28 protein-coding genes are annotated in these 23,060 nt (G+C 56.4%); 13 read left to right on the top strand and 15 right to left on the bottom strand.

Annotation, left to right across the window (positions count from 1 at the left end):
- Positions 1–144: 144 nt before the first annotated feature.
- The 10 genes from DW189_RS13855 (at position 145) to traN (ending at position 9,368) form a co-directional block, all read left to right on the top strand.
- Positions 145–2,655 (top strand): TraG family conjugative transposon ATPase, encoded by a 2,511-nt coding sequence (locus DW189_RS13855; protein WP_117508572.1) that lies wholly within the window; start codon positions 145–147, stop codon positions 2,653–2,655.
- A gap of 11 nt (positions 2,656–2,666) precedes the next feature.
- Positions 2,667–3,044 carry a DUF3876 domain-containing protein gene (locus DW189_RS13850; protein WP_229126765.1) on the top strand — a complete coding sequence of 126 codons (378 nt, stop codon included), beginning with the start codon at positions 2,667–2,669 and terminating at the stop codon, positions 3,042–3,044.
- The gene (locus DW189_RS13845) at positions 3,034–3,465 is read left to right on the top strand and encodes a hypothetical protein (RefSeq protein ID WP_087401827.1); all 432 of its coding nucleotides are present in this window, start codon (positions 3,034–3,036) and stop codon (positions 3,463–3,465) included. Before DW189_RS13850 ends, DW189_RS13845 begins: the two co-directional genes overlap by 11 nt.
- Positions 3,466–3,561: 96 nt before the next feature.
- Positions 3,562–4,644, top strand: coding sequence for a hypothetical protein (locus tag DW189_RS13840; RefSeq protein ID WP_087401825.1), 1,083 nt, complete (start codon positions 3,562–3,564; stop codon positions 4,642–4,644).
- A gap of 46 nt (positions 4,645–4,690) precedes the next feature.
- Entirely contained in the window at positions 4,691–5,320 is a 630-nt protein-coding gene (locus DW189_RS13835; protein ID WP_117508571.1) for a DUF4141 domain-containing protein, read from the top strand.
- 6 nt (positions 5,321–5,326) lie between these two features.
- On the top strand, positions 5,327–6,403 hold the full coding sequence (gene traJ / locus DW189_RS13830; RefSeq protein WP_117508570.1) for a conjugative transposon protein TraJ: 1,077 nt from the start codon (positions 5,327–5,329) through the stop codon (positions 6,401–6,403).
- A gap of 14 nt (positions 6,404–6,417) precedes the next feature.
- Positions 6,418–7,041, top strand: coding sequence for a conjugative transposon protein TraK (gene traK, locus DW189_RS13825; protein WP_117508569.1), 624 nt, complete (start codon positions 6,418–6,420; stop codon positions 7,039–7,041).
- On the top strand, positions 7,031–7,246 hold the full coding sequence (locus DW189_RS13820) for a hypothetical protein (protein WP_117508568.1): 216 nt from the start codon (positions 7,031–7,033) through the stop codon (positions 7,244–7,246). Before traK ends, DW189_RS13820 begins: the two co-directional genes overlap by 11 nt.
- 6 nt (positions 7,247–7,252) lie before the next feature.
- Positions 7,253–8,455 carry a conjugative transposon protein TraM gene (gene traM, locus DW189_RS13815; protein ID WP_117508567.1) on the top strand — a complete coding sequence of 401 codons (1,203 nt, stop codon included), beginning with the start codon at positions 7,253–7,255 and terminating at the stop codon, positions 8,453–8,455.
- A gap of 7 nt (positions 8,456–8,462) precedes the next feature.
- Positions 8,463–9,368: a conjugative transposon protein TraN gene (gene traN / locus DW189_RS13810; RefSeq protein WP_117508566.1), complete on the top strand. Its 906-nt coding sequence runs from the start codon at positions 8,463–8,465 to the stop codon at positions 9,366–9,368.
- 215 nt (positions 9,369–9,583) lie between these two features.
- Here the strand turns inward: traN and DW189_RS13805 are convergent, their stop codons facing one another.
- Positions 9,584–9,805 (bottom strand): DUF2795 domain-containing protein, encoded by a 222-nt coding sequence (locus tag DW189_RS13805; RefSeq protein ID WP_009596288.1) that lies wholly within the window; start codon positions 9,803–9,805, stop codon positions 9,584–9,586.
- A 434-nt stretch (positions 9,806–10,239) separates the two neighbouring features.
- On the opposite strand from DW189_RS13805, the gene fsa reads away from it, so the two are divergent.
- Positions 10,240–10,896, top strand: a complete 657-nt coding sequence (gene fsa / locus DW189_RS13800; RefSeq protein ID WP_014774785.1) for a fructose-6-phosphate aldolase — start codon at positions 10,240–10,242, stop codon at positions 10,894–10,896.
- Positions 10,897–10,963: 67 nt separating this feature from the next.
- On the opposite strand, the gene DW189_RS13795 is transcribed toward fsa, so the two are convergent.
- From DW189_RS13795 to DW189_RS14310, 13 genes are all read right to left on the bottom strand, one after another.
- Positions 10,964–11,242 carry an HU family DNA-binding protein gene (locus DW189_RS13795; RefSeq protein WP_009596283.1) on the bottom strand — a complete coding sequence of 93 codons (279 nt, stop codon included), beginning with the start codon at positions 11,240–11,242 and terminating at the stop codon, positions 10,964–10,966.
- 167 nt (positions 11,243–11,409) lie between these two features.
- The gene (locus tag DW189_RS13790; RefSeq protein ID WP_117508565.1) at positions 11,410–12,117 is read right to left on the bottom strand and encodes a nucleotidyl transferase AbiEii/AbiGii toxin family protein; all 708 of its coding nucleotides are present in this window, start codon (positions 12,115–12,117) and stop codon (positions 11,410–11,412) included.
- On the bottom strand, positions 12,072–12,398 hold the full coding sequence (locus tag DW189_RS13785) for a DUF6922 domain-containing protein (RefSeq protein WP_014774786.1): 327 nt from the start codon (positions 12,396–12,398) through the stop codon (positions 12,072–12,074). The genes DW189_RS13790 and DW189_RS13785 overlap by 46 nt, the downstream gene beginning before the upstream one ends.
- A gap of 246 nt (positions 12,399–12,644) precedes the next feature.
- On the bottom strand, positions 12,645–12,935 hold the full coding sequence (locus DW189_RS13780; protein WP_009596277.1) for a DUF4120 domain-containing protein: 291 nt from the start codon (positions 12,933–12,935) through the stop codon (positions 12,645–12,647).
- Between the two features lie 18 nt (positions 12,936–12,953).
- Positions 12,954–13,589, bottom strand: a complete 636-nt coding sequence (locus DW189_RS13775) for a hypothetical protein (RefSeq protein ID WP_022333583.1) — start codon at positions 13,587–13,589, stop codon at positions 12,954–12,956.
- 346 nt (positions 13,590–13,935) lie between these two features.
- Entirely contained in the window at positions 13,936–14,166 is a 231-nt protein-coding gene (locus DW189_RS14685; RefSeq protein WP_022333581.1) for a hypothetical protein, read from the bottom strand.
- Positions 14,167–14,289: 123 nt separating this feature from the next.
- The gene (locus DW189_RS14680; protein WP_232045456.1) at positions 14,290–14,481 is read right to left on the bottom strand and encodes a hypothetical protein; all 192 of its coding nucleotides are present in this window, start codon (positions 14,479–14,481) and stop codon (positions 14,290–14,292) included.
- 66 nt (positions 14,482–14,547) lie between these two features.
- The gene (locus DW189_RS13760; RefSeq protein WP_232045457.1) at positions 14,548–15,579 is read right to left on the bottom strand and encodes a hypothetical protein; all 1,032 of its coding nucleotides are present in this window, start codon (positions 15,577–15,579) and stop codon (positions 14,548–14,550) included.
- A gap of 17 nt (positions 15,580–15,596) precedes the next feature.
- Positions 15,597–16,427, bottom strand: a complete 831-nt coding sequence (locus tag DW189_RS13755; RefSeq protein WP_117508577.1) for a DUF4121 family protein — start codon at positions 16,425–16,427, stop codon at positions 15,597–15,599.
- A 75-nt stretch (positions 16,428–16,502) separates the two neighbouring features.
- Positions 16,503–17,492 carry an ArdC family protein gene (locus DW189_RS13750; protein ID WP_117508562.1) on the bottom strand — a complete coding sequence of 330 codons (990 nt, stop codon included), beginning with the start codon at positions 17,490–17,492 and terminating at the stop codon, positions 16,503–16,505.
- A gap of 16 nt (positions 17,493–17,508) precedes the next feature.
- A complete protein-coding gene (locus DW189_RS13745; RefSeq protein WP_117508561.1) occupies positions 17,509–17,940 on the bottom strand; it encodes a hypothetical protein in 432 nt (143 codons plus the stop codon).
- A gap of 71 nt (positions 17,941–18,011) precedes the next feature.
- Positions 18,012–20,087, bottom strand: coding sequence for a ParB/RepB/Spo0J family partition protein (locus DW189_RS13740; protein ID WP_117508560.1), 2,076 nt, complete (start codon positions 20,085–20,087; stop codon positions 18,012–18,014).
- 98 nt (positions 20,088–20,185) lie between these two features.
- Entirely contained in the window at positions 20,186–20,530 is a 345-nt protein-coding gene (locus tag DW189_RS14310; RefSeq protein ID WP_141417853.1) for a hypothetical protein, read from the bottom strand.
- 1,073 nt (positions 20,531–21,603) lie between these two features.
- Between DW189_RS14310 and DW189_RS13725 the strand changes: the two genes are divergently transcribed.
- Together DW189_RS13725 and DW189_RS13720 are read left to right on the top strand one after the other, a co-directional pair.
- Positions 21,604–21,945: a hypothetical protein gene (locus DW189_RS13725; RefSeq protein WP_015545962.1), complete on the top strand. Its 342-nt coding sequence runs from the start codon at positions 21,604–21,606 to the stop codon at positions 21,943–21,945.
- A 191-nt stretch (positions 21,946–22,136) separates the two neighbouring features.
- The gene (locus DW189_RS13720; RefSeq protein WP_009597166.1) at positions 22,137–22,313 is read left to right on the top strand and encodes a histone H1; all 177 of its coding nucleotides are present in this window, start codon (positions 22,137–22,139) and stop codon (positions 22,311–22,313) included.
- 107 nt (positions 22,314–22,420) lie between these two features.
- On the opposite strand, the gene DW189_RS13715 is transcribed toward DW189_RS13720, so the two are convergent.
- Positions 22,421–23,060, bottom strand: a 640-nt coding sequence (locus DW189_RS13715) for an ATP-dependent RecD-like DNA helicase (protein ID WP_117508576.1), incomplete at its 5' end; no start/stop codon positions are given.

Genomic DNA, 23,060 nt, shown 5'->3' with positions numbered 1-23,060 from the left:
CCTTCTACCTGAACCGCCGTTTCGGCCCCCACGGGCTTCAAAAACTCATGGCCTCGCGCCGGTATCCGCGGCGCATCATCCATCGTCGGGCCATCCGGCGGCTGCTACGCATTCGTATTCGTCGAACCATAAAATCATAAGTTTATGCGCGGAACCTTGAAAACCTCGACCTTGGAATCGAAATTCCCCTTGCTGCGGGTCGAGAACAACTGCATCATCTCCAAGTTCGCCGACATCACCGCGGCTTACCGCGTCTTGCTGCCCGAACTCTTCACCCTCACGGGCGAGGAGTACGAAGCGCTGCACGGTGCATGGCTCAAAGCCCTGAGAGTGCTGCCGGATTACACGGTCGTCCACAAGCAGGATTTCTTTATCGAGGAGCGATACATGGCACCGGAGGTGGGCTCCGAGCGGAGCTTTCTCGCCCGCTCTTACGAACGCCACTTCAACGAGCGGCCCTACCTGCGCCACACGTGCTACCTGTTCGTTACGAAGACCACATCCGAACGGATGCGTCAGACGAGCGCTTCGTCCGTCTTGTGCCGGGGTTTCATCGTCCCGCGGGAGATGCGCGACACGGATGCCGTGACGCGCTTTCTGGAAGCTGCGGAGCAGATGGAACGCATTCTGAACGATTCGGGCCTCGTGCGCGTCGAGCGGCTTACGGAAGCCGAGATCGTCGGCACGGCGGATGATGCGGGGCTGCTGGCCCGTTACTTCGCCCTCTCGGACGAACGGCTTCCGGTCGTAAACGAGGATATCCGTCTCGACCCGGGTGTGATGCGCATCGGGGACAAGTACCTCTCGATGCACACGCTCTCCGATCTGGACATGCTGCCGCAGAGCGTGGCGACGGATTTCCGCTACGAACGCCTCTCGACCGACCGCTCGGACTGCCGCCTCTCCTTCGCGGCGCCCGTGGGGCTGCTGCTCTCCTGCAACCATGTCTACAATCAGGTGATCTTCCTCGACGACCACGACGAAACGCTCAAGCGTCTCGAAGCCTCGGCCCGGAACATGAACTCGCTGGCGGCCTATTCGCGCTCGAACGCCATCAACCGGGAGTTGATCGAAATGTATCTCAATGAGGCGCATTCGCAGGGGCTGCGCTCCATAAGGTGCCACTGCAACGTCATGGCATGGGCCGAGAGCGAATCGGAGTTGAAGCGCATCCGCAACGACGTGGGCTCGCAGCTCGCGCTGATGGGCTGCACGCCGCATCACGACACGGTGGACATGCCGGTGCTGTTCTGGGCCGCGATTCCCGGCAACGAGGCCGACTTCCCTGCCGAAGAGAGTTTCTACACCTTCCTCGATCAGGCGCTCTGCCTTTTCAACGAGGAGACCAACTACCGCTCGTCATTGTCGCCCTTCGGAATCAAGATGTCCGACCGCCTGTCGGGCATTCCGATTCATCTGGATATCTCGGACCTTCCGATGAAGCGCGGCGTCATTACGAATCGGAATAAATTTATCCTCGGGCCGTCGGGCTCGGGCAAGAGTTATCTGACGAACCATCTGGTTCGTCAGTACTGGGAGCAAGGAGCGCATATCCTGCTGGTCGATACGGGCAACTCCTACCAAGGGCTCTGCTCGCTGATTCACGCCAAGACTAAAGGCCGCGACGGGGTGTATTTCACCTACACCGAGGAGGCGCCCATCGCCTTCAATCCCTTTTATGTCGAAGACGGGGTGTACGACGTGGAAAAGCGCGAGTCGCTCAAGACGCTGCTGCTGACCCTTTGGAAACGGGAATCCGAGGAGCCGACACGCTCGGAGGAGGTGGCGCTCTCGAACGCCGTGAACCTCTACCTCTCGAAGCTCCGCGCCGACCGCTCCATCGTCCCCTCGTTCGATACCTTTTACGAGTTCGTCGAAACCGACTACCGGCGGCTTCTGGAGCAGAAGCGCGTGCGCGAGAAGGATTTCGACCTCGAAAACTTCCTGAACGTGCTGGAACCTTACTATAAGGGCGGCGAGTACGACTACCTGCTGAACTCCGACAGGCAGCTGGATTTGCTGGACAAGCGCTTCATCGTCTTCGAGCTGGACAACATCTCCTCGAACCGGACGCTGCTGCCGGTGGTGACGCTCATCATCATGGAGACCTTCATCTCGAAGATGCGACGGCTGAAAGGCGTCCGCAAGATGATCCTGATCGAGGAGTGCTGGAAGGCCCTCACCTCGGCCAATATGAGTGCATATATTAGGTATTTGTTTAAAACCGTTCGCAAGTATTTCGGCGAGGCGGTCGTGGTGACGCAGGAGGTGGACGACATCATCTCGTCGCCCATCGTCAAGGAGTCGATCATCAACAACGCCGACTGCAAAATCCTTTTGGACCAGCGCAAATACCTCTCGAAATTCGACGGCATACAACGTCTGCTGGGGCTGACGGACAAGGAGCGGGCGCAGATTCTCTCTATCAACCTCTCGAACGATCCTAAACGCCGCTATAAAGAGGTCTGGATCGGACTCGGAGGCGTGCAGTCGGCGGTCTATGCCACGGAAACCTCGGTCGAAGAATATTTGACCTATACCACTGAGGAGTCGGAGAAGATGCAGGTCATGGAACTCTCCGGGAAGCTCGGCGGCGACATCGAAGCCGCCATCCGGCAGTTGGCACGCGAACGCGAAACAAAAACCGAATCTTAATGCCCGCTGCCATGAAACAGTTGCTTTGGATATGCGCCGGCATCCTGCTGACGTTTACCGCCATGCTCGGAGCGTTTCACCTCTTCTACGATTACGAATACCACAAAATCGGTCCGTTGTGCGGAGCATGGCATTCGACACTCGACGATACGCGGCTGATAATCGAGCTGTGCGGCGATGAATTTCGAATCATTCTTACGCACTGCGGCGCCGGCACGGGGCGAAGCACGTCCGAAACGCATGTTCTGCACTACAAGGATTGCGTCTATTACACGGCCTACGGCGGACGCCGGGTCGACCTCTTTTACACGCCTTCGGCCGATGCGCTGCTCCTCGTGCCGGGCGGCGCTTTCAAACGAACCTCAAAATCGCAAGACAATGAACAGTAATCAATCGACACCTGCGTCGGCCGTAGCGGCCCTTCAGCAGGAGATCAGAACCCGCACCGAAGTTATCCGCACTTTGGCGGACCTTCGGGAACAGCTCGACGCCGACCGCATCTGCGGGGCGTGGCTCTCGGCGGAAAACAACCTCTCGGCCTCGATACGCCGTATCGGCGAGGGGACGTGGCGCATCCTCGTCTTCGACCATGCGCTCTGCTACAGACGGCTCGTGCAGGACGGCATCATCGCGCTGCGCCGCCACCGTCTCTGGCTCGGGGCCGACGACGGCAACCGCGTAATCTACGACGCGGCCGCCGAAACGCTCACCATCGGCTGTTACGGACGCTTCGTCGCCGAAGACAGCATCCGCTGCCGGGACGACGACGAAATCGTCGCCGCAGAACCTTTCAACGAACCGGCCGAATAATGGAGCGTCATTCAGGATTTCCGGGCTGCCCCTGCAATCAGGGGCGGCCCTTCGGCAGACGCTGCCCGCAGTCACACATTTCTAAATCCGACGGCTATGGAATGGAAAGATAAGATCGCGCGGCTATTCCGCCGCAAGCCGGACTGGAAAAAGGAGCATCGACGCACGCTCATTGCACGTCATGCTGAAAACCTGCTCCGGGAACGGGATATACGCAGTATGACGGATCTCGTGCGACGGCACCGGAAATCGGATCTGACCATTGCCGGAATCGGGCTGACAATGAATACAGCGACAGACTGCTTTCTCAGGACGCCCGAAGATGCGGCAGGAAAAGATATGCTGGAACTGATGGAGGCCCTGCGCAGGACGCCGCTTGCGAAAAAGATCGGGCGGCGCCTCGCGGACGTTCCGGCTGACACCGCCCACTCCCTGCACGGCCTGCTGGCCATGCACACCTTTCTCTTGGATGCTTATTTGGAGCAGCATCCCGACAGCGGGCTCCGGCAGCCTCCGATGGACGAGGTGCAGGCCGCAGCGCATATCATCGACCGGCAGTTCCGCGCCGAGACGTTCCGCGAGCTGCGCCATCTGGCAGAAACAAGTGGGCATTATATGCCCTCCTGTTACGTCGTGCGACTCTACGATTGGGATACCGATATGGGCCGGTTGCAGGAGATGCGCGGGCGGCTGGACGGCCCGGCATGTCCGGAAGCTCCGCAGCAGGTTCAGCAGCTTCGGGAGCGAATCTGGAAGACCGAGAACCGTATGGTGCGGGAAGCCGAAAAGGTGCTGGAGAGCGATCCGGAAATTCCCCTGCGGCAAACCTACATCGAGAAACTCGATGCCGAGTTGCAGACCTTAGGATGGTTAGCACGCTTCCCGGAAAAAGTCGATAGCCCTTATATCAACCGGCAGCTGCTCGACAAATACGGTATCGAGCCGGGCATCCCCCGCGAAGAGCAGTCCCGGCAGGCCGAAAAAGCCTTCCGCGAGCTGGACGCACGGCTCGTACGCATGACCGGACGGCAGTCCTACGCCGACGATCTGTTCGAGTCCCTGCGACGGAAAGGGCCGAAGCCGGAGAAACATGCCTCCGGAGTGCGGCAGAAAGAGATCGATTCTACAAGGAAAGAGCAAACCGGACAACCGGCTTCGGGTCGGCGGATAAAGCGGTGATGCCCGTCTTCGGGTGAATATCCTCAATAACACAATCAATTCAAGCATGAAACAGAAAATTATCCTGCTGTGTCTGTGCCTCGTCTGCACAGGCCGCAGCACATACGCCCAGTGGGTCGTCTCGGACCCCACGAACCTCGCGCAGGGCATCGTCAACTCCACCAAGCAGATCGTCGAAGCCGCCAAGAACGGCTCCACCATGCTGCAAAGTTTTCAGGAAACCGTGAAGATTTATGAGCAGGGGAAGCGATACTACGACGCCCTGAAATCCGTCAGCAACCTCGTCCGCTCGGCCCGCAAGGTGCAGCAGTGCATCCTGCTCGTGGGCGAAATCTCGGACATCTACGTCGACGGTTATCGCCGCATGGTCGGCGACGAGAACTTCACGCCCGCGGAGCTCGCGGCCATCGCCGCAGGCTACGCCCGCATCATCGAGGAGTCGGCCGGGGAATTGAAGGAGCTGCAGGACATCGTGAACCCTACGGACATGTCCCTGACGGACAAGGACCGTATCGACGTAGTGCAGCGCGTCTACGGCGTGTTGCGGCGCCACCGCGATCTGGCACGCTACTACACGCGCAAGAACATCTCCATATCCCTGCTGCGGGCCGCCCGGAAGCGGGACATGGAGGGTGTGCTCTCATTGTACGGAACCGACGAACAACGCTACTGGTAGCCGACGATGGTACGCATGCTTTCCCTTACGGAGAATCTGCACACGATTCTCCGGGTGTTATACGACGATATGATGGCGCTGTGCTACCCGATGTCGCAGGTCGCAATGGCCATCGCAGGGATCGGGGCGCTGCTCTACATCGCTTACCGCGTCTGGCAGTCGTTGGCCCAAGCCGAACCTATCGACCTCTTTCCCCTTATGCGGCCCTTCGCCATCGGAATCTGCATCCTGTTCTTTCCGACACTCGTGCTGGGAAGCCTGAACGGCATTCTCTCGCCGCTGGTAAAGGCAACGCATTCGCTTATGGCCGGGCAGACGCTCGACATGGAACAGTGGCAGGAGCGGCGTGAGCGGCTCGAACTCGAAGGCCGCGAGCAGATGCCTCCGGACAGCTACTACGCCGAGGACGAGGAGATGGAGCGCGAGCTCAGCGAACTGGGCGTGGACGACCAGACGCAGCAGACCCTCGACCGCATGAACGAGGAACGCTCCTCATGGTCTGTAAAAGGACTTATCTTCAAAGGCTTGGCATGGATACTCGAACTGCTCTTCGCGGCGGCGAGCGTCATACTCGACGTGCTGAGGACCTTCTATCTGGTCGTGCTGTCGCTGCTGGGGCCGATCGCCTTTGCCATCTCCGTGTTCGACGGATTCCAGTCCACACTGACGCAATGGCTCACGAAGTATGTCTCGATCTACCTGTGGCTGCCGATCTCGGACCTTTTCTCAGCGATCATCGCACGTTTGCAAAGTCTCGCCATGCGGCATGATACCGAACTTATGGAGCAGGGATACAACTGGTATGTGGACTGGTCGAACAGCCTGAACCTGATCTTCATGCTCGTGGCCGTATGCGGATATCTCTGCATCCCCTCGATCGCCTCGTGGGTCGTGCAGGCGAACGGATTCGCCGCCTACAACAAGACCGTCTCGAAGATGACCTCGCTCGTAAGCGCCGGAGCCGGATGGACGGCCGGCAAAGCATGGGCCGGGGCCAAAGGCGCCGGCTCGGCGGCATTATCGGGCGGTAAGGCCGTAGGGCGTGGTATCATGAACGGCGCCCGGCTTATTTTCAGAAAATAAAATAATTCGCTGTTATGGAATTCAAGTGTTTAACGAACATCGAAACATCGTTTCGGCAACTGCGCATGTACGCTTTCGTCTTCGTCGGAATCTGCGCCGTCGTAACCGTGGCGGCGGTCTGGTTGTCCTACTCCTTCGCCGAACGGCAACGGCAGAAGATCTACGTACTGGACAACGGGCGCTCGCTGATGGTGGCGCTCTCGCAGGACCTCGCACAGAACCGTCCCGTAGAGGCCCGCGAGCATGTGCGGCGCTTCCACGAACTCTTTTTCACCCTCTCGCCCGACAAGGCGGCCATCGAGTCCAATGTCGGACGCGCCCTGCAGATGGCCGACAAAAGCGCCTTGTCCTACTACAAGGTCTTGCAGGAGAAGGGATTCTTCAACCGCCTGATCGCGGGCAATGTCTCGCAGATGGTCAAAGTGGACAGCATCCGCTGCGATTTCAACCATTATCCTTACGAGGTTACGACCTTTGCACGGCAGCGTATCCTGCGCGAGAGCACCGTCACGGAGCGGTCGCTCGTCACGACGTGCCGTCTGGTGAACGTCTCCCGCTCGGACAACAACCCGCAGGGATTCATGGTCGAAGCGCTGAACATCGTCGAGAACAAAGACATTGCAACCTATGACCGTTAAACCGCACTCCCTGCACTGCCGCATCCGTTGGGTGCGGCGGTCGCTGCGGCGCCGGCACGACATGCTCGCGCCCTGCATCCGGGAGCGGATCGTACTCGCGGCGCTCGTCCTGCTGCTGCTCCTTTATCTTTGGCTCTTGTTCGCTACGGACATGGTACCGGAGCTGGAGGTCGGGCATTTTGAATATTTACCCCTGAAACCGTAAACCATTATGACAGACAACAAGAATCCGTGCAGCGACCCCTCGGCGGAGTTCGAACGGCAGCGCAAACGCAAGGTACTGCTCTTCGCGGCGATCCTCGGATGCATATTCCTCGTCGTGCTGTGGTTCATATTCCGGCCTGCACCCGTCAAGCCTCAAGAAGGGGCCGCGGGGATCAACACGTCGGTCCCGGACGGCAAGGCTCAGGCCACCGTCGGCGACAAACGCAAAGCCGCGGAACAGTTCCGCAGCGAAGAACAGCAGCAGAAACGCATGATGACACTCGGCGACAACTCGTTCTCGCTGCTGGACGACGGGCTCAAACCCGCCGAGGAGTCTGCCCCGGCGGACAACCCCGCACAGCGGGCCGCCGAGGCCAACCGGGCCATGCAGCAGCAGGTGCAGGGCTTCTACGCCGCTCCGCAGCGCAATGCCGAGGTCGAAGCCCTGAAAGAGCAGGTCACGGCCCTGCAATCCCAGCTCGATGCCGAGCGGCAGCAGCCCGACCCGTTGGAAATGGCCGAGGAGCAGTACAAGCTTGCCCGGAAATATCTCGGCGGCGGAACGGCCGCGGGCGAAGAGGCCGGGCCGACGAAGCAGCGAAGGGATTCGCGCCTGTCCGTCATGCGGCCCGTTCGGGAGGGTGAGGTCGAAGCCTCGACGCTCGACACGCGGGCGGATTTCACCATCGAGCGCAACCTCGGATTTCTGACCGCGACGGGACGTGCGGCGGAGAATCAGGTACCGACCGTCAAAGCCTGCGTAGCTCAGACACAGGTCATACGTGCCGGAAGCACGGTACAGCTGCGGCTGCTGGAAGCCGTGCGCATCGACGGAGTGCTAATTCCCCGCAACACTCCGTTATACGGTCTTGCGACGATTGCCGGAATGCGGCTGCAAGTCACGGTGTCGTCCGTCGAATACGGCGGGCGGATCTTCGCCGTCGAAGCCGCAGCTTACGACCTCGACGGCCAGCCGGGGCTGAACGTCCCGAACTCCCGCGAGCGGACGGCCCTCAAAGAGGCGCTGGCATCCGTCGGGCAGACCGCCGGAACGAGTGTAAACGTCACCCGTTCGGCCGGACAGCAGGTGTTGTCCGAGTTGGCGCGCGGAGGATTGCAGGCTTCGTCGCAGTATGTCGCCGGGAAGCTCCGCGAGGTGAAGATCACCCTCAAAGCCAATCATCAGCTATTATTGATTTCAAAAGAATAGAACACACATGAAACGAGACCTTATTTATCTGATTCTGATCGTCGCGGCAATCGCAGCGGTAAAGGTTACGGCACGAACGACACCGGAAACGCCGGCTGAGATCCGGCCGCTGCGTATCGAAGCGGGATTCACCAAGACCGTACATATTCTTTTCCCGTCGCCCGTCACGTATATCGACATCGGCTCGATGGACATCATCGCCGGAAAAGCCGACGGAGCCGAGAACGTCGTGCGCGTGAAAGCCGCCGTGCGGAATTTCACCGCCGAGACCAACCTGACGGTTATCACCGAGGACGGCGGATTTTTCACTTTCGATGTCCACTATGCCGAGAATCCGGCTGTCTCGACCCTCAATCTTACAGTGCAGGAACCGCAACCAGAAAGTATGAAGAAACCGGCTGCCGCGGGCTATCCGCAGCCGACGGCCCCAGCATCCGAGGGACGGGTGCTGCTGCGCGAAGTAGGCCGCGAAAAGCCCGCGACCGTAAAACGCATGTTGAGCGACATATACCGCCAAAACCGTACGGACGTGAAGGGCATTCGTGCGAAGAAGTACGGCATTGAAGTCGAAGTGTTGGGGATTTACGTGTTCAATGACGTGATATACATTCACACCTGCATCTCGAACGACACGAACATCTCCTTCGAGGTGGATGCGCGGCGGTTCATCGTAGCGGATCGCAAACTCGCCAAGCGTACGGCACAACAGCAGACATCGCTCGAAATCCTGCGCGTATGCAACGATCTGGCAGTTGTAAGGGGGCACCAGCGTCAGCGGACGGTATTCGCGCTGCCCAAGCTTACGATCCCCGACGACAAGGTGCTTTTGCTGGAAATCGTCGAGAAAAACGGAGCCCGCCATCAGACGGTGGAGATACCCGCAGGGGAATTGTTGGATGCGAAACTCCTGTAAAGAGACAGGCGGTCGAACCCGATGCGGAAGTTTTTATGCAGCAGTGGGAATGTTTCGAATCCGTGCGGCGATCTTACAGGAGCACTTTGCAAGAGGATATTCAGACGTGGTTCCGCACGCTGCGGCTCTGAAAGGCTGTTCGTTTCCGAACAATCAGACACCCCGGTACGGTTTTCAGACCGTACCGGGGTGTCTTTCATGCAGCTTGAGGAAACTCAATATTCATCTTCGTTGAAGAAGAAATCGTCCTTGGAGGGGTAGTCGGGCCAGATGTCTTCGATAGATTCGTAGATTTCACCCTCGTCTTCTATCTCCTGCAGGTTTTCGAGCACTTCGAGCGGCGCACCCGAACGTACTGCATAGTCGATGAGTTCATCTTTCGTTGCGGGCCAGGGGGCATCTTCGAGTTTCGATGCCAGTTCAAGTGTCCAATACATGATTCGGTAAAGTTTTATCTCTCTGAATTTTCCGGAAAAACAAGGCTTTTCCTTACAGGGATGCAAAGGTAAAGCAAAAAAACGATGCCCGCAAACGGAACGATCCCCACGGCCTACATTCCGGACGTTCGAATGTCCTAACATCCGATTTCTACGGATGTGTCCGGCGTATAGGACTATGCGGTATCCCGGGGAGAAGAACCGAAAATCGCAACGAGAATTCCGATCCCCGCAAAGGTTCGTGAATCCGAACCGGAGATATGTCGCCGCCCGAGGTATCCGGGAAGACAGCATGCCGCCGTACAGCCGCCGACGGACTTTTTCCAGACACTGACAGCGTCGTAAAGAATTTCCGCAATGTAAAATCGGATATTATCCGGTATAACCTATATGGAATTTTCGTATCTTTATGGAAACCTAAAACCTATCGAACCATGAAATTCTTCATCGACACAGCCAATTTGGAGCAGATTCGCAAGGCGCATGAACTGGGCGTTCTGGACGGCGTAACGACCAATCCTTCTCTGATGGCCAAAGAGAACATCCGGGGTACGGAGAACTGCAACCGTCATTACGTTGAAATCTGCAACATCGTCGAAGGGGACGTGAGCGCCGAGGTCATAGCCACCGACTTCGAAGGAATGGTGCGAGAGGGTGAGGCGCTGGCGGCACTGCATCCCCGCATCGTCGTGAAACTGCCCTGCACGGCCGCAGGAATACGGGCCGTAAAATACTTCGCGGCGAAGAATATCCGGACGAACTGCACGCTGGTATTCTCCGTGGGGCAGGCGCTGTTGGCGGCAAAGGCCGGAGCGACCTATGTGTCTCCGTTCGTGGGACGTCTCGACGACATCTCCGAAGACGGCGTGGCATTGGTAGCCCACATCGTGAAGGTCTACCGCACCTATGGTTACAAAACGCAGGTGCTGGCCGCTTCGATCCGTCATACGCAGCATATTATCCAGTGTCTCGATGCGGGTGCCGATGTGGCGACATGCCCCCTTGCGGCAATCGAAGGGCTGCTCAGACATCCGCTGACGGACAGCGGGCTGGAGAAGTTCCTCGCAGACCATGCACGCCTGAATGCCTGACGGGTCACCGGCAGCGATAAAACGGCAACGCCCCGATTCGAACATCCGAATCGGGGCGTTGTGGCAATCATTTCTTTTCCAAAAGCCGCTGGAAGGCGGGAGAAGGCTTAAATGCAGGAATGTCGTGTGCCGGAATTTTGATCGTCGTATTCTTCGTAATGTTACGCGCCGTCTTTTCTTTGCGATGCTTAATCAGGAACGTACCAAAACCGCGGAGGAAAACGTTTTCCTTGCGGATCTGTGCGGCTCGCACCTCTTCCATGAAACCTTCCACGACGGCTAAAACGGTCACGGCTTCGACGCCCGTTTCCTGGGCGAGTTGCTTTACGATATCTGCTTTGGTCATTTTTGTAAGTTTTTGTCCGACAAAGATAAACAAACTTCCGAACTGAAAAAAGCCCATCGACAATCCGATGATTATACCAACAGGTTTATTGTATTGCCGCAGAACGGCGCATCGTGATATTAGAAAATAAAAATCCGGGTTCGGACATTTTTAACATGGATACGGATTCATCTCTTCCGACCCCGTTTCATAGAGGTTATATCCTTGTCCTCCGCTACGGGACGTTTCTGTTCTTTTAACGGCCACTGCGAAAAAATATGCTCTTGGCGGACTGTCATCTCTTTCAGTCGTCGGGCGATCTGTTTCCAGTCGTATTCGAAATTCAGCATGACGATATCCTCACCGAAATCGATGTCATCGAAATATGTGAGTGCCTTGAACGGGCGGATGACATTTGCCTGCGGAAATTTTCGTTCGTAGCATTTGAGCATCTCATAAAACGGGATGCGGGTGGACAGACAGGCGATATCCACGAAATCTTTGAGCCGCGAACCGTCGTCGGCTATCGCAGACAGCTTCATGGCGACGATATCCTCGATGCTGTATAAACGGATTCCGGATTCCGCATAGGGCTGCCGGAGATATGCATATTTGTGAGCTATGCAGTCGATCTTAACGCCGTCGATCATGCCTTTCAGCGTGTCGGGGCGCCTGAAGGCCGTTTGGAATCCGTATCGCTGCGAAAGAAACGCTTCGAGTTCCCCGGCGTCGAACGACTCCGGAGTGAACAGATCCAGATCGACACTCACACGATGCCCCAGATATAAGGCCAAAGCCGTACCTCCGGCCAGATTGAACGCCGCAAGCCGGGGCTCGGCCTCCAACTGTTTCAACAACCCAAGTGTCTGCGGCGCAACTGTCTGCGTGTGTAACATCTCAATTCCTCTTTTTTAAGGCCGAAAGCCGTACATACGAAATTCATATCCTGCGCCGAGAGTGTCGGAACCTCTTTGATAATTTCCCGGAAGCCTTCGATGCCTCCGTAGAGGTCGAACGCCGCGAAGTAGTCCCGGAGCCATCCCCGTTCTATGATGCGCTGCACGACGACCTTACGCGAACGCTGCCAGTCGAACTGCGTCAAGTCATAGTCCCAAAGTAATGTCTTTGAGACCTTGCAGCAGCCTTTATTTCGGATATAGTCATCGAATATGGTCATGGGCCGGAGTTCGTTTCGCTTTACAAATATACGAATTATCCTGATGATATGCAATTTCCGTGCTTTGTCCGGCATACGCCTTCAAGAGTTGTGTCTTATCGCTCGTCATTCGCCGCAGCAAACATGGGACAAATCGGATATACACTCCCCGACGAAGGTCGGATACGGTGGTACGGACATCTCCGAACCGATTGTCCCTGTCTGCAGCATAGCGCAAAATTTTCATACGCATAAATAACCGGTTTTTCAGGTGTGGGTCGCCCAGCCGTGAAAGGGACGGTCGATAAAACAGCACGACCGATCCGGACATCCATGATAAACCAATCCGCCGACAACGCCCAGACTCCCGTCGGGATAGCGTTCCTTGAAGAGGAACGAATAGGGCGCGAAGTCCCTGTAAAGTTCGATCTGGCACGGATGATGGGGATTTTGCTCACGGCGTTCGAGGCGCTCCAAACATTCCCGAAGCGTGCTGTCGCCGATGCTTTCGGCGTATTGCACTACCTTATCGTAGTGCTCCTGACACATGATTTTCATAATAGTCCAAATTTTTCATTAATCTATATCGCAACCGATGAAGGTTCGCTCGTTGATAAGCAGGTAGTAATAACCGTTGCCGCACCCGCGGAATTCTTTTGAAAATCCGGCATTCAGGTCTCCGGCTTGATTGTAGTCGTCATCTTTGTCGCAGGGCTCCACCCAGAGCGAGCCGTCGTAACCCCGGAAGTCGAATTGCACTGAATGGTACGGCGTGCGGTTTCTGACGGCCTCGCAGAAACACCGGTACGTTTCCTCGCCACACCATTTGCGCACGGCTTCGAGCGAGATGATCTGCCCGTCGATGCGGGTTCCGGTCGTGATACCGTTTTCATAGAGGTCCTTGCTGTAATCTGCATTTCGGATTTTGCGTATGAACGGACTTGTGAATCCTGCCTTGGCTGCTTCGCGCTGGAACTTGCGGATCAGGCGGCGGTCGGTTTCCGCGGGATCTTCGGCCGGAGCCGGCCAGAATATCTTTTCGATTCCGTCCCAGTCGCTGAATCCGAATCCCCGCCTTCGTTTGCCGACAGCTATGATGCCGCAAACGTTCTGATCGCGGTTGTAAAACAGGCGTCGGCGTCGACCTTGATATTGGATATACAGGGAGTTCGGGGTTTTCGGATCGCGTAGATATCGTTCTGCTTCGTGCATGGCTGATGTTGGATTAAATGGATATTATGTGAGTATGCAATATTATCGTTCTGTACAGGGCAGCGTCAGACACGCTGGAACCTGAACACCGGCTCGCTCACAGAGGTCGATGATTCGGCAAGCCAGCGTGTCCATGTCTTTCAGATCAAGTGCCATACGAATGACGGTTTCGTCCCACACCGTAACTTTTCCTGTGGGGCATAGCTTTTCATTGATAAAGTCTTCAAGCGCCCACAGCGGCCGTTACGGCCCTGAAGCCGGACATGCGAGATATTATAGATCAATTCGGGAGCGAAGCCCGTCCCCTGAGCGAGACGCTCGGCGTTTTTGTTGATGCGATAGGTTTTCATTGTTTCTGAGATTTAAGATTTTTGGTATCTTCTTCTATGATTTGGAAGTCGTCGGGATTCCAGCCCTTTGCGACCAGCGCGGCCTGTGCGTCGATGACGCTCGGAAAGATGCGGCGGTGTTGCCGCGAGAAAGAGATGCGCCCGGCCGAAATACGCCGCACGGGGCACCCCCGGTGTTCGAGGTGGCAGCAGCACGGAACGGGACGGTAGTGCAGGAAGCCGCGCATGCGCAGCAGCAGGCTCCGTTCGTACTCCTTGTCCTCGCGGCAGCGTTCCCACGCCTCGTATTTGTCGATGCCGTCGGTCAGCAGCGTGTAACCGACAGCCCGGTCATAGCGGGTTCGGCCCTGCTAAAGGCCCCTGAAAAAGAGCGACAACAGTTCCAGTTCGAGTGTCGGACGGCCTTTCGTGCGCAACGTTTCGGTCAGCGATTCGATCTCGCCGTAACGGAAGTCGAGCGGGCGGATGTTGTTCGCCGCCATACGCACCATCACCCGTAGGTCCGAAGTAATGGTGATACGTTTTACGATTATGTGACTCATAGTAATGGAAATAAAGAGCGCCGCAGCCGAAAGGTCGCGGCGCAGGTTAGAAAATATGAAGCAATACTATTCCAGAGTTTGCAATCCGAAATCGTCGCAAGCCATATGGAGATGTTCGCTGAACGAACTGTCGCAATAATAATCGCCCATCCGTCCGGCCAACTCCTGCAGATCGCCGTCCGTAATCGTCGCAGTATCGTATCCGTGTCTTTCGAGTGCCGCACGGTTCAGAAAGGCGATGTCGAACTCCGCATTCGGATCGTCCTTACTCGGAACGCTTGGCAGTTTCCCGTCGATGAACCTGTAAATCTCGTCAAGGTACTCCTTCTCCGCCCAGTCCGTATTCCCGTGCCGCCGGGAGAACTCGTCGCCCCAGGCAATGAGCGTCGCGGCCGTATCGCGGGAGTTGTCCGAAGGCCGGAACTTCCTGCGCCCGGCTTCATAGGCGATATCGACCAGCACCTCGGCATAGTCGCGCAGGGACACATTGCCCGGAAGCGCTGCGGGTTGCCTTTTCATAAAGGCGGTGACGGCCTCGGCATAGATCCGGAGTTGCAGACGGTCGCGCTCCGCGGCGGCTTCGTCGCGGTCCAGCCCGAATTCCGGAGATTCATGTCCGTCGAGGAAGTTCTGCAACTCGCCCAGCCGGAAAACGTCGTAGCGCGTATGGTATTCCGGCAGGCAGCGTTCCACGAAATTTGCCGTAAGGTCGCTTGTCGTCTGCGGCGCAGCTTCGGCGGACGGGATGAAATCGTACTCCTCCAGCCACTCGATGATGATTTGCAGGGTATCGCAGGATAGATTTTCAAGCGGAAGCGGGAAATCATCCCCGTCCCATCCGTCCATCAGGCAGACGGGCGTCAGTCCGTCCTCACAAAAATCGAGGGAGATTACATTGCGACAAAGGCCGTCGTATCTGATTGTAAGGGGTGACTCGTAATACTCCTCGTAGGCGAGGCCGCCCGTATCTGCCAGCCTCTCGCGGTCTGTCGCATCGGCCAGATAGGTTCCCAGGTGCCCTTGCCGGCTGGCGATGACCGAGCGGATGACGCCGATCTGATAAGTGCGCAGTTTTTCGAGTGTTTCTTTGTTTTTCATAGTCATAGAGAATCAAGTTATTTATAAGAAAATTCCGGTCTGACGAAATAGCAGACCGTGGTATTCCGCCCGTGATCCTTGACGAGTTTCACGGGTTGGGGCGCATTATAGAGGCGACGCTCTGAAACCGGAGCATCGAGCGCATTCCATTTCTCTTGCGATACGGAGGTCTGCTCGTCCCGATAGCACCAAACGATGACGGATTTCGGATCGGGAGCCGCGAATACCGTTCCTTCGTAATCGGAGAGAAACCGCCGGAACTCCTCCTCCGTCCGGAACGAAATGCAGTCGCCGCGGTAAAGGTCACTGTCCCGACGTTCCGGGTCTTTATGAAGGCTGATCTTACGCCACTTCTCGGTCGTGAAATCGCCGTAAAGCGGCTCCGGTTCCCGGTATTCCCACAGCGGCACCTCGGCGCAGAATCGGACTGCACCGTTGCCGCAGACGCCGCAATGTCCCCAATCGCAGAAATCCCCCAGCACGCTTCCGCGCGGTTGCAGCGCCCGCGACGCCACGACCGTAAAAGGCCCTCCGCTGACCGCGCAGCCGATGCCGCCGGCTGTCCTCCACACAAAGGGAACGTACGGACACAGGCAGATCGAAGGCGTTCCGCCTTCACGGACGGCCTCGATCAAGGCGTTGCCGTAGAAGTCACCGTAGCGCGTGGTATAGCGCACCCGGTCGCCGACCTGCGGGACAAGCGGGTTGCGGGTATGTTCGATGTGACGCACCAGCTTATTGGCCATATCCACGTCCTCTTGCGTCAGGCGGTGGCAGTGGTCGTAAAGTTCATTCATCGGCAACAGCGTTTCGAGGCTGTACCGTTCTTCAGTTTTGGATTGTTGCATATTGCTGATAATGAAAGCGCCGCGGCCCAAAGGTCGCGGCGCTGGTTGAACAATCGTTTATATTCGGTTTCTGGATCAGGCGGCTTCGGCCGGAATCGCTCCCGGGGTTTCCGGCTCCTGCTCTACGGCCAGCCGTTCGGAGATCATCCGCGCGGCACGGTTCACGTCCGTGAGGATGTCGAACAGGTAGGTCGGTTCTTTACGGAACTCCGCCAGCCAGTCTTTGATATAGGCAGCGCTCTCCTCGCGGGGTGTCGTGGCGAAGCCCAGCATCGCACCGCACAAGGCTGCCGTAAGCTCGGCGACCAGCTCTTCGCGGATGTAGTCGGCATCTCCGTAGCAAGCGCCAAAAGGACGGTTCAGACGCTCCGCATGCCCAGTGCAATGCGTGACTTCGTGAAGAAGCGTCGTGTAGAATGCCGCGCCCTCCGGGAACTGCCGTTTTTCGGGGCAGACGATCCGGTCGAGCGTCGGCGAATAGGACGCCCTGTTGCCGGATCTGAGCAGGATGGGACAGAGCCACGACTGCTCCGCCAGCATCCGATCGAGCACCTCGCATGTCAGACCGTCCGAGTAGTCTTTCGGCCCGGTCGGTGTCGTAAGCGAAGTGTAGCGCTCCGGCTGCTGTTCCGACATATCCGTCTGGTCGATGTTGAAGACCGGGTAATAGCGCATCACGGGCAGCACGTCGTATTGCCGCCGCTGCTCCTGCGGCAGGCGGTAGTATTCCGCCAGTTCGATCTTTTTGCGGGTCTCCTTATGGCGGATGTACAGTTTCCAGAAGAAGACCGGAAACGACCCGGAGCCTTTGAGGATGTTCAACCCCTCTTCCTTGGCTTGTTTGAAGGTCGTGAAGAGTGGCGTACGGTAGCCAGCGATCTCCGAGAGGAACAGCAGCATCAGGGTATTCCCGCCCCGGTAGGGCGTGCCGCGCAGATTGCGCGGAAGACCGTGCGCAAGGTCGGCGATCCACGGCTTGCGCCACTCCTCGGTGAGCGTCTCCATTTTCTTTATCATCAGCTCCGTCAACTGCGGAGCGATCTTTTCAATCAGATTCTTATTCATGGCTCTTATCTTTACGTTATTCTTCCTCCGGAGCGGTAGCTTGCCGCCAGAGACGGATCTTCTCGTCGTTCGTCCTGCCGCGCCACCACATGTCGCAGGCATCGCGGAAAGCCTTGCGATCGTTCTTCACGCTGAAATTCTCCCGTTTCAGTCCTGTAATAATTTCCCGATCCTCCTCCGTCGTGCCATCCTTCCACCACGGTTCGACCGTATCGGACATCAATTCGCTTTCGCGGATCTGGTACGTGTGCTCTTCGCATCCGTCGCACCACAAATCATCCTGCTCGGGAGCTGCCGGTGCAACTTGTCCCGTATTGCTGTCCACCCATGTTCGGTAGGACACTTCGAGCGAACCGCATTCTTCGCAGCGCCATGGATCGGCGGACGTTTCGACTGCCGGGTTTTCCGGAATAGACTCTTGTTCCGGAATCTCTGAAATCTTATTCATAGCAATAATAATGAAAAGACGGAGCAGGCTACGCCTGCTCCGTCGGTTTGGACATTTAGTTCATGTTGTTACTATGCCGCTGCTTTCATCTCCTCAGGCATCCGGGTGTCGGGTTCGATATCCGGGTCCATCGGAATAATCAGCGGCTCCGGGGTGGGTTCTATAGCGGGCGTCTCGTCCGGCAGCAGGTCAGGAAGCTCCTCAGGCTCGACGTCCGGAGCCTCCTGCATCGAGACCGCCAACTCTTCGGCCTCGGCTTTTGCCTGCAAAGCGTCGATTTGCTCCTGAAGACGGGCTTTGCGACGCTCGTAGACTTGCAGATACTCCTGCTGCACCTTCTGGCTCTGCTCCGTGAAGTTCATATCCGCGAAGCGGCACATCATGCCCGTCAGGAGCGTTTCGTCCGTACATCCATACTCCGGAGCTGCCGATCGGAAGTAGTCCACCAGAAACGCGCGAACCAACGCAGCCTGCTGCTTGACCGTAATGCGTCCCGCCGCGGCAAACTGCTCCCGGTCGGTCAGGTAAGAGCCTTCCTTGGGTCGGAAACCGCACTGACGGAGTTTCGAGTCGCTCATTACGCGCTGCATCACGGCGTAGTAGAACATCTGCTGCTCCTCTTTCTGCAAGGGCTTGTTCGCAACCTTCACATCGAGGAAGACCCGCTTCATATCGGTCGTGATATGCTCGTAGCAGATTTCCCGGTAACGACGCTCCTGTTGCAACAGCCCCTCCAGCGGCGAAGGCGGAACGACGGTGACGAAGACCTTATGCTCATCGTCCTGCCCCTCGTTTACCGTCACTTCCCGCTCTTCGTCCTCGATCTCTTCGTAGCGGAGCTCGATATCGAGGTTGCCGATGACGGCATACTTGCGCACCCGTCCTTCCGAGATGTCGAACTCCAACCGCTGAGTTTCTTCGGCAAACGCCGCCATTTCGGCCTCGTACTCCTCCTTAGCCTCAGTAAAATCCTCTTCTGACTCGAACTCCTCGGCTTGTGGAGCGTCGGGCATCTGAGGGCCTTTATCGTAGTGATAAACGCTGTATTCCAGCTCTTCGACGTGATAGCCTTCTTTCTCAAGAGCTTCGAGTACTGCGGCAGGAGTTTCGCCGTCCGTAGCCAGCGTCGTACGCGGGTCGTCCTTCAGGAGTTTCACGGCTTTCTGTACCAAAAACTCGTTGTTCTTGCGGATCATGCACTCGCGGTTCTGGCAGCCCGCGCAACCGCCCGTACATTCGTCCTTGAACAACACCTGATTGGCCGTGTTGTGCTGGCAGGAAAGGCACTCCGTCTTATCGAAGTTGTAGCTTTCCAACTTGGTCATGTAACGCTCGTAGAGCCGCCGGGCGATCTCTTTGATCCGCGCTGTCTTCCACGAGTTGTAACACCCCTCGGCGAAGTGTTCGTCGTAGACCTCCTGCTGGATGTCGGCAGGATATTTGGCGATCTCCGTAGCGACGCCCACCGAGATATCCTCCCGGTCGAGCATCTCGGCCAAAGCGTCGATCAGTTCGCACAACTTCAGACGCGAGCGGATATAGGCTTCCGACTTGCCGAACTTGCCCACGAGGCTCTCGATCGTATGCCGCCCCGACTGCAGGGCCCGCTTGTAGGCGGCGGCCTCCTCGCGCGGCCGCACGTCCTCGCGTTGCAGGTTCTCCGTGATGGCGGCATCCTCGGCCTCGGCGTCCGACAAATCCCGCACCAAGGCCGGAATGAATTTCAGGTTCGCCATGGCGGCAGCCCAGTAGCGACGCTCGCCGTAGACGATCTCGAAGCCCTCGTCCTTCGGACGCACGCAGATAGGCTGCAGTACGCCCGACTGTTTGATGCTCTCGGCAAGTTCCAGCAGCGTATCCTCGCGGAAGTTTTTCCGGGGATTATAGGTCGAATTGACGATCTTGTTCAGATCCAGCAGCCGGACATCCGTCTCGGGATGGGCTGTCGGTTGTTCGGCGGGACTGGTTTCTGCGACAGGATTCACAGCTCCGATATCCGTTGCCTGCGGTTCGGCGGGTTTCGTGTCGGGACTCCCGGCTGCAACCGGGTCTTGCGCTTGCGCCGCAACGGCCTCGGAAACGGCCGGCGTCCGAACTGCGGCCTTGCCGCCCTTCTTCGATTTCGAATTTGCTTTCGCAGTCTGCATAACATGTAACAGTTTTTACCGTGTGTCTCACGTGTTTTCCGCTCACACGAATTTTATTGTTTTTATCGCGCAAGCAATGAATAATATGTTATGAGGCTTTATATCCCGAACGGGTCGGTTGCCTCGGGAAGATTCATAAGCCCGCGGCGCAGGCGCAGGGGCGGAAAAATACCGCAGCCCCGGCGAGGATGATTTTTCCGCCCCGGAGCCGGAGAGGGAGGCACGGCCGACCGCCCCGGGCTTATCTTTCCCGGGGCAACCGGCAGGATAGGTAATTTCCATTTATCTTTGCCGTGACAAACATCGGAAGCAGCAGCTTCGATGTCATATTGAAACCCGTCATTTCTGGGTATAATCGGATCGAAGCATCCGGCAATATCCTGCATTCGGTCGGATTCATCTCCGTTTCCGGTATATATCTCCGGAAAATTTGCCGGTTCCATACGAACAGTTAATTTTGTAATAGATTCAGTTTATCGGAATGCGTAAATCGGTATTCATACTGCTAACGGTTTTCATGGCCTGCCTGCTCTGCAAGGAGTCGGAGAATATGCCGGGCACCTCTCGGAAATTCATGGATGAAACATTCCTAAACCGTGGGGAGGAGAATTTACTTGCCAGGCAATGGCAATGTGAATATATCTATTCCGATTTAAGTTTCACCAGTGTCTTGCCGGAGGCCAAAAAGACACGCTCGACCGTATCCATGTTCCGGCACGGAGCCCATGGGCGCTTGCGTGCCACGGTTTTATCAATGTGTTGCGTCACATACGGGATTTCGGGCGTCGCAGGACTCGCAGCAAGGGTACACGGAAAAGGTTTCGTGGCCGGCCTACATGCCGTAGACTATTACGTCTATCGCCTGCACCGGCTCATTATTTAGCCATATGGCAAGAAGACTCGCAAAGGCCGGGTAAAAACATGGAATGTCCGGAAAACGGGAAAGTTGTATGTCCTGTTTTCGGGGGAATAAAATGCCCGGCTGTCTCACGCTCGAAATTCGTTTTTTATACGTGTCGCCCCGATGCATATACGATAAATATCGCTCCGGACGGCTCTGTTCTTTCGGAGAATCCTAAAGATGGAGATTTACGATGTACCGATATGCTGACGCGTTCCGTTGTTCACGACGGAATTTTTTATGTTTTGAAGAGAGCTGTCGTGATCTCACACAACGGCCTGTACGGGTAGATGAAAAGTGTCTTTGGAGGGAGTTTTCGGTATTCCCATATGACGGTATAAACACTCCGGACACCGTTTCCCAACAGTATCCGGAACTGACAAAATTGTGCTTGCGGTATTTTGCACAGGATAAAAATACGGATTCTTTTCGAAAGCAGCAAGCCGTGCCCCGGTTTTTCAGCTTCCGGCGGTTCATCCTCGAGAATTTGCGTTTCTTATATCGCCGCCCGTTTTAGCAATTTTTCCCGCGGGCCGATATCCGGTTTGTATATTTGTATAATAGACCGAAAATAATTATTTTGGAGTCCTGAAAAACATAATCTCCGAAAGCTGTATGGTAGAATTGGATAAAAGCCAAAAGAAAATTGCCCGAACACTCATAAGCCGGGCCTTGGAGCGTGAATGCTGTACCTTTCTGGCGAAACTCAAACGACTCCTGCAGGATGAAAAAGCGCAGTCCTGCCATGAGAAATATTTGGAAATATATAAGAGCATACAGACATTCGACAAAGATATAAGTCGTCAGTATGACGGTCTGAACGGCTCCCGCTATGCTTTGACGGTATTCAGCCTTTTCTATAACGGAATCCTTACGGAGAAGGATCTCTCGGAATTCGACGACAGAACCCGGGAAGCGTTCTTGGAGCACAGACGGCAGTGGAATCTGGAGTTGTAAGCCGGCAGCACGGACATATACCGCATATGAACCCGGCATGCAGAACCCGAAGGAGCCTCGCAGAAAAATTCTTTCGGGAATGGAATGCCGTGCACCGAGGGAACCGGCCGAAAAAAATAGCATCACAAAGCTGTTTTTGTGAAAAAATATCTATTTTTGGATCGTGTTAAACTACTAAATTCCATACGACCATGAATGAACTGGTAAAGACTATCGACGAGCTGTATGCGGCATTCAAGACCGACGCAGAGCTTCAGGCGGGAAAAAACAACAAAGCTGCGGGACTGCGCGCCCGTAAGGTGTCGCTGGAGCTTGAGAAGAAACTCAAGGAATTCCGGAAAACGTCGCTTGCGGCAGCTGCCAAATAGCTCGTTTTCATCGCATGACGCAGGGTGTTCTTTCGAAGGACACCCTTTTTTGTCCCGGCGGTTTCGACCTTACCGGCGGAGGAAATGACGGCAGCCCTGTCGAAGATTCAGCCCCGGAGTTTCCCGTCGGTCGTCAGGGAGGGATTCAACCGCTCCCGAAGGCTCGTATTGCGTTTCAGCACGGACATATCGCGGACGGCATAGGCCAAGGCTTTCATTGCGCCGATCAGCACGCAGATCTTTTTGGCGCGCGTAATACCCGTATAGATCAGGTTGCGCTGGAGCATCACGAAGTGGGTCATCAGTACCGGCATGACCACGATCGGGTATTCCGACCCTTGGGCCTTATGGATCGTCGTGGCGTAGGCCAGCGTCAGTTCGTCGAGTTCCGTGACATCGTACTCGACCTTCTTGCCGTCGAAATCCACCGTCAGCATCCTGTCCTCCGTATCCACCTCCCGGATATAACCCAGATCGCCGTTGAACACATCCTTGTCGTAGTTGTTGCGCAACTGCATCACGCGGTCGCCCTGTCGGTAGGTGTAGCCGCCGCGGCCGAGGCTCGGCCCCGAAGGATTCAATGCCTGCTGCAACAGCAGGTTCAGGTTCGCGGCGCCCACGACACGGCTGTCATTGTCGAAATATCGCACGGCCAGTGCCGCCATCTGGCGCGCCGTACGGTCGGGGATCAGGTATTGCGAAGCATAGACGCCCTTGCGGCGCTGCCTTTCGCACATTACGTCATAG

This window comes from Alistipes sp. AM16-43, from assembly GCF_003435745.1.
In the GTDB taxonomy this organism is placed as follows: Bacteria; Bacteroidota; Bacteroidia; order Bacteroidales; family Rikenellaceae; genus Alistipes; species Alistipes onderdonkii.
This window is presented reverse-complemented; position numbering and strand designations above follow the sequence as displayed.

Bases quoted from the DNA above. Each gene is read 5' to 3' on its own strand.
- DW189_RS13855 (WP_117508572.1), top strand. From the start codon at position 145: ATGCGCGGAACCTTGAAAACCTCGACCTTGGAATCGAAATTCCCCTTG.
- DW189_RS13850 (WP_229126765.1), top strand. From the start codon at position 2,667: ATGAAACAGTTGCTTTGGATATGCGCCGGCATCCTGCTGACGTTTACC.
- DW189_RS13845 (WP_087401827.1), top strand. From the start codon at position 3,034: ATGAACAGTAATCAATCGACACCTGCGTCGGCCGTAGCGGCCCTTCAG.
- DW189_RS13840 (WP_087401825.1), top strand. From the start codon at position 3,562: ATGGAATGGAAAGATAAGATCGCGCGGCTATTCCGCCGCAAGCCGGAC.
- DW189_RS13835 (WP_117508571.1), top strand. From the start codon at position 4,691: ATGAAACAGAAAATTATCCTGCTGTGTCTGTGCCTCGTCTGCACAGGC.
- traJ (WP_117508570.1), top strand. From the start codon at position 5,327: ATGGTACGCATGCTTTCCCTTACGGAGAATCTGCACACGATTCTCCGG.
- traK (WP_117508569.1), top strand. From the start codon at position 6,418: ATGGAATTCAAGTGTTTAACGAACATCGAAACATCGTTTCGGCAACTG.
- DW189_RS13820 (WP_117508568.1), top strand. From the start codon at position 7,031: ATGACCGTTAAACCGCACTCCCTGCACTGCCGCATCCGTTGGGTGCGG.
- traM (WP_117508567.1), top strand. From the start codon at position 7,253: ATGACAGACAACAAGAATCCGTGCAGCGACCCCTCGGCGGAGTTCGAA.
- traN (WP_117508566.1), top strand. From the start codon at position 8,463: ATGAAACGAGACCTTATTTATCTGATTCTGATCGTCGCGGCAATCGCA.
- DW189_RS13805 (WP_009596288.1), bottom strand. From the start codon at position 9,805: ATGTATTGGACACTTGAACTGGCATCGAAACTCGAAGATGCCCCCTGG.
- fsa (WP_014774785.1), top strand. From the start codon at position 10,240: ATGAAATTCTTCATCGACACAGCCAATTTGGAGCAGATTCGCAAGGCG.
- DW189_RS13795 (WP_009596283.1), bottom strand. From the start codon at position 11,242: ATGACCAAAGCAGATATCGTAAAGCAACTCGCCCAGGAAACGGGCGTC.
- DW189_RS13790 (WP_117508565.1), bottom strand. From the start codon at position 12,117: ATGTTACACACGCAGACAGTTGCGCCGCAGACACTTGGGTTGTTGAAA.
- DW189_RS13785 (WP_014774786.1), bottom strand. From the start codon at position 12,398: ATGACCATATTCGATGACTATATCCGAAATAAAGGCTGCTGCAAGGTC.
- DW189_RS13780 (WP_009596277.1), bottom strand. From the start codon at position 12,935: ATGAAAATCATGTGTCAGGAGCACTACGATAAGGTAGTGCAATACGCC.
- DW189_RS13775 (WP_022333583.1), bottom strand. From the start codon at position 13,589: ATGCACGAAGCAGAACGATATCTACGCGATCCGAAAACCCCGAACTCC.
- DW189_RS14685 (WP_022333581.1), bottom strand. From the start codon at position 14,166: ATGCGCGGCTTCCTGCACTACCGTCCCGTTCCGTGCTGCTGCCACCTC.
- DW189_RS14680 (WP_232045456.1), bottom strand. From the start codon at position 14,481: ATGAGTCACATAATCGTAAAACGTATCACCATTACTTCGGACCTACGG.
- DW189_RS13760 (WP_232045457.1), bottom strand. From the start codon at position 15,579: ATGAAAAACAAAGAAACACTCGAAAAACTGCGCACTTATCAGATCGGC.
- DW189_RS13755 (WP_117508577.1), bottom strand. From the start codon at position 16,427: ATGCAACAATCCAAAACTGAAGAACGGTACAGCCTCGAAACGCTGTTG.
- DW189_RS13750 (WP_117508562.1), bottom strand. From the start codon at position 17,492: ATGAATAAGAATCTGATTGAAAAGATCGCTCCGCAGTTGACGGAGCTG.
- DW189_RS13745 (WP_117508561.1), bottom strand. From the start codon at position 17,940: ATGAATAAGATTTCAGAGATTCCGGAACAAGAGTCTATTCCGGAAAAC.
- DW189_RS13740 (WP_117508560.1), bottom strand. From the start codon at position 20,087: ATGCAGACTGCGAAAGCAAATTCGAAATCGAAGAAGGGCGGCAAGGCC.
- DW189_RS14310 (WP_141417853.1), bottom strand. From the start codon at position 20,530: ATGGAACCGGCAAATTTTCCGGAGATATATACCGGAAACGGAGATGAA.
- DW189_RS13725 (WP_015545962.1), top strand. From the start codon at position 21,604: ATGGTAGAATTGGATAAAAGCCAAAAGAAAATTGCCCGAACACTCATA.
- DW189_RS13720 (WP_009597166.1), top strand. From the start codon at position 22,137: ATGAATGAACTGGTAAAGACTATCGACGAGCTGTATGCGGCATTCAAG.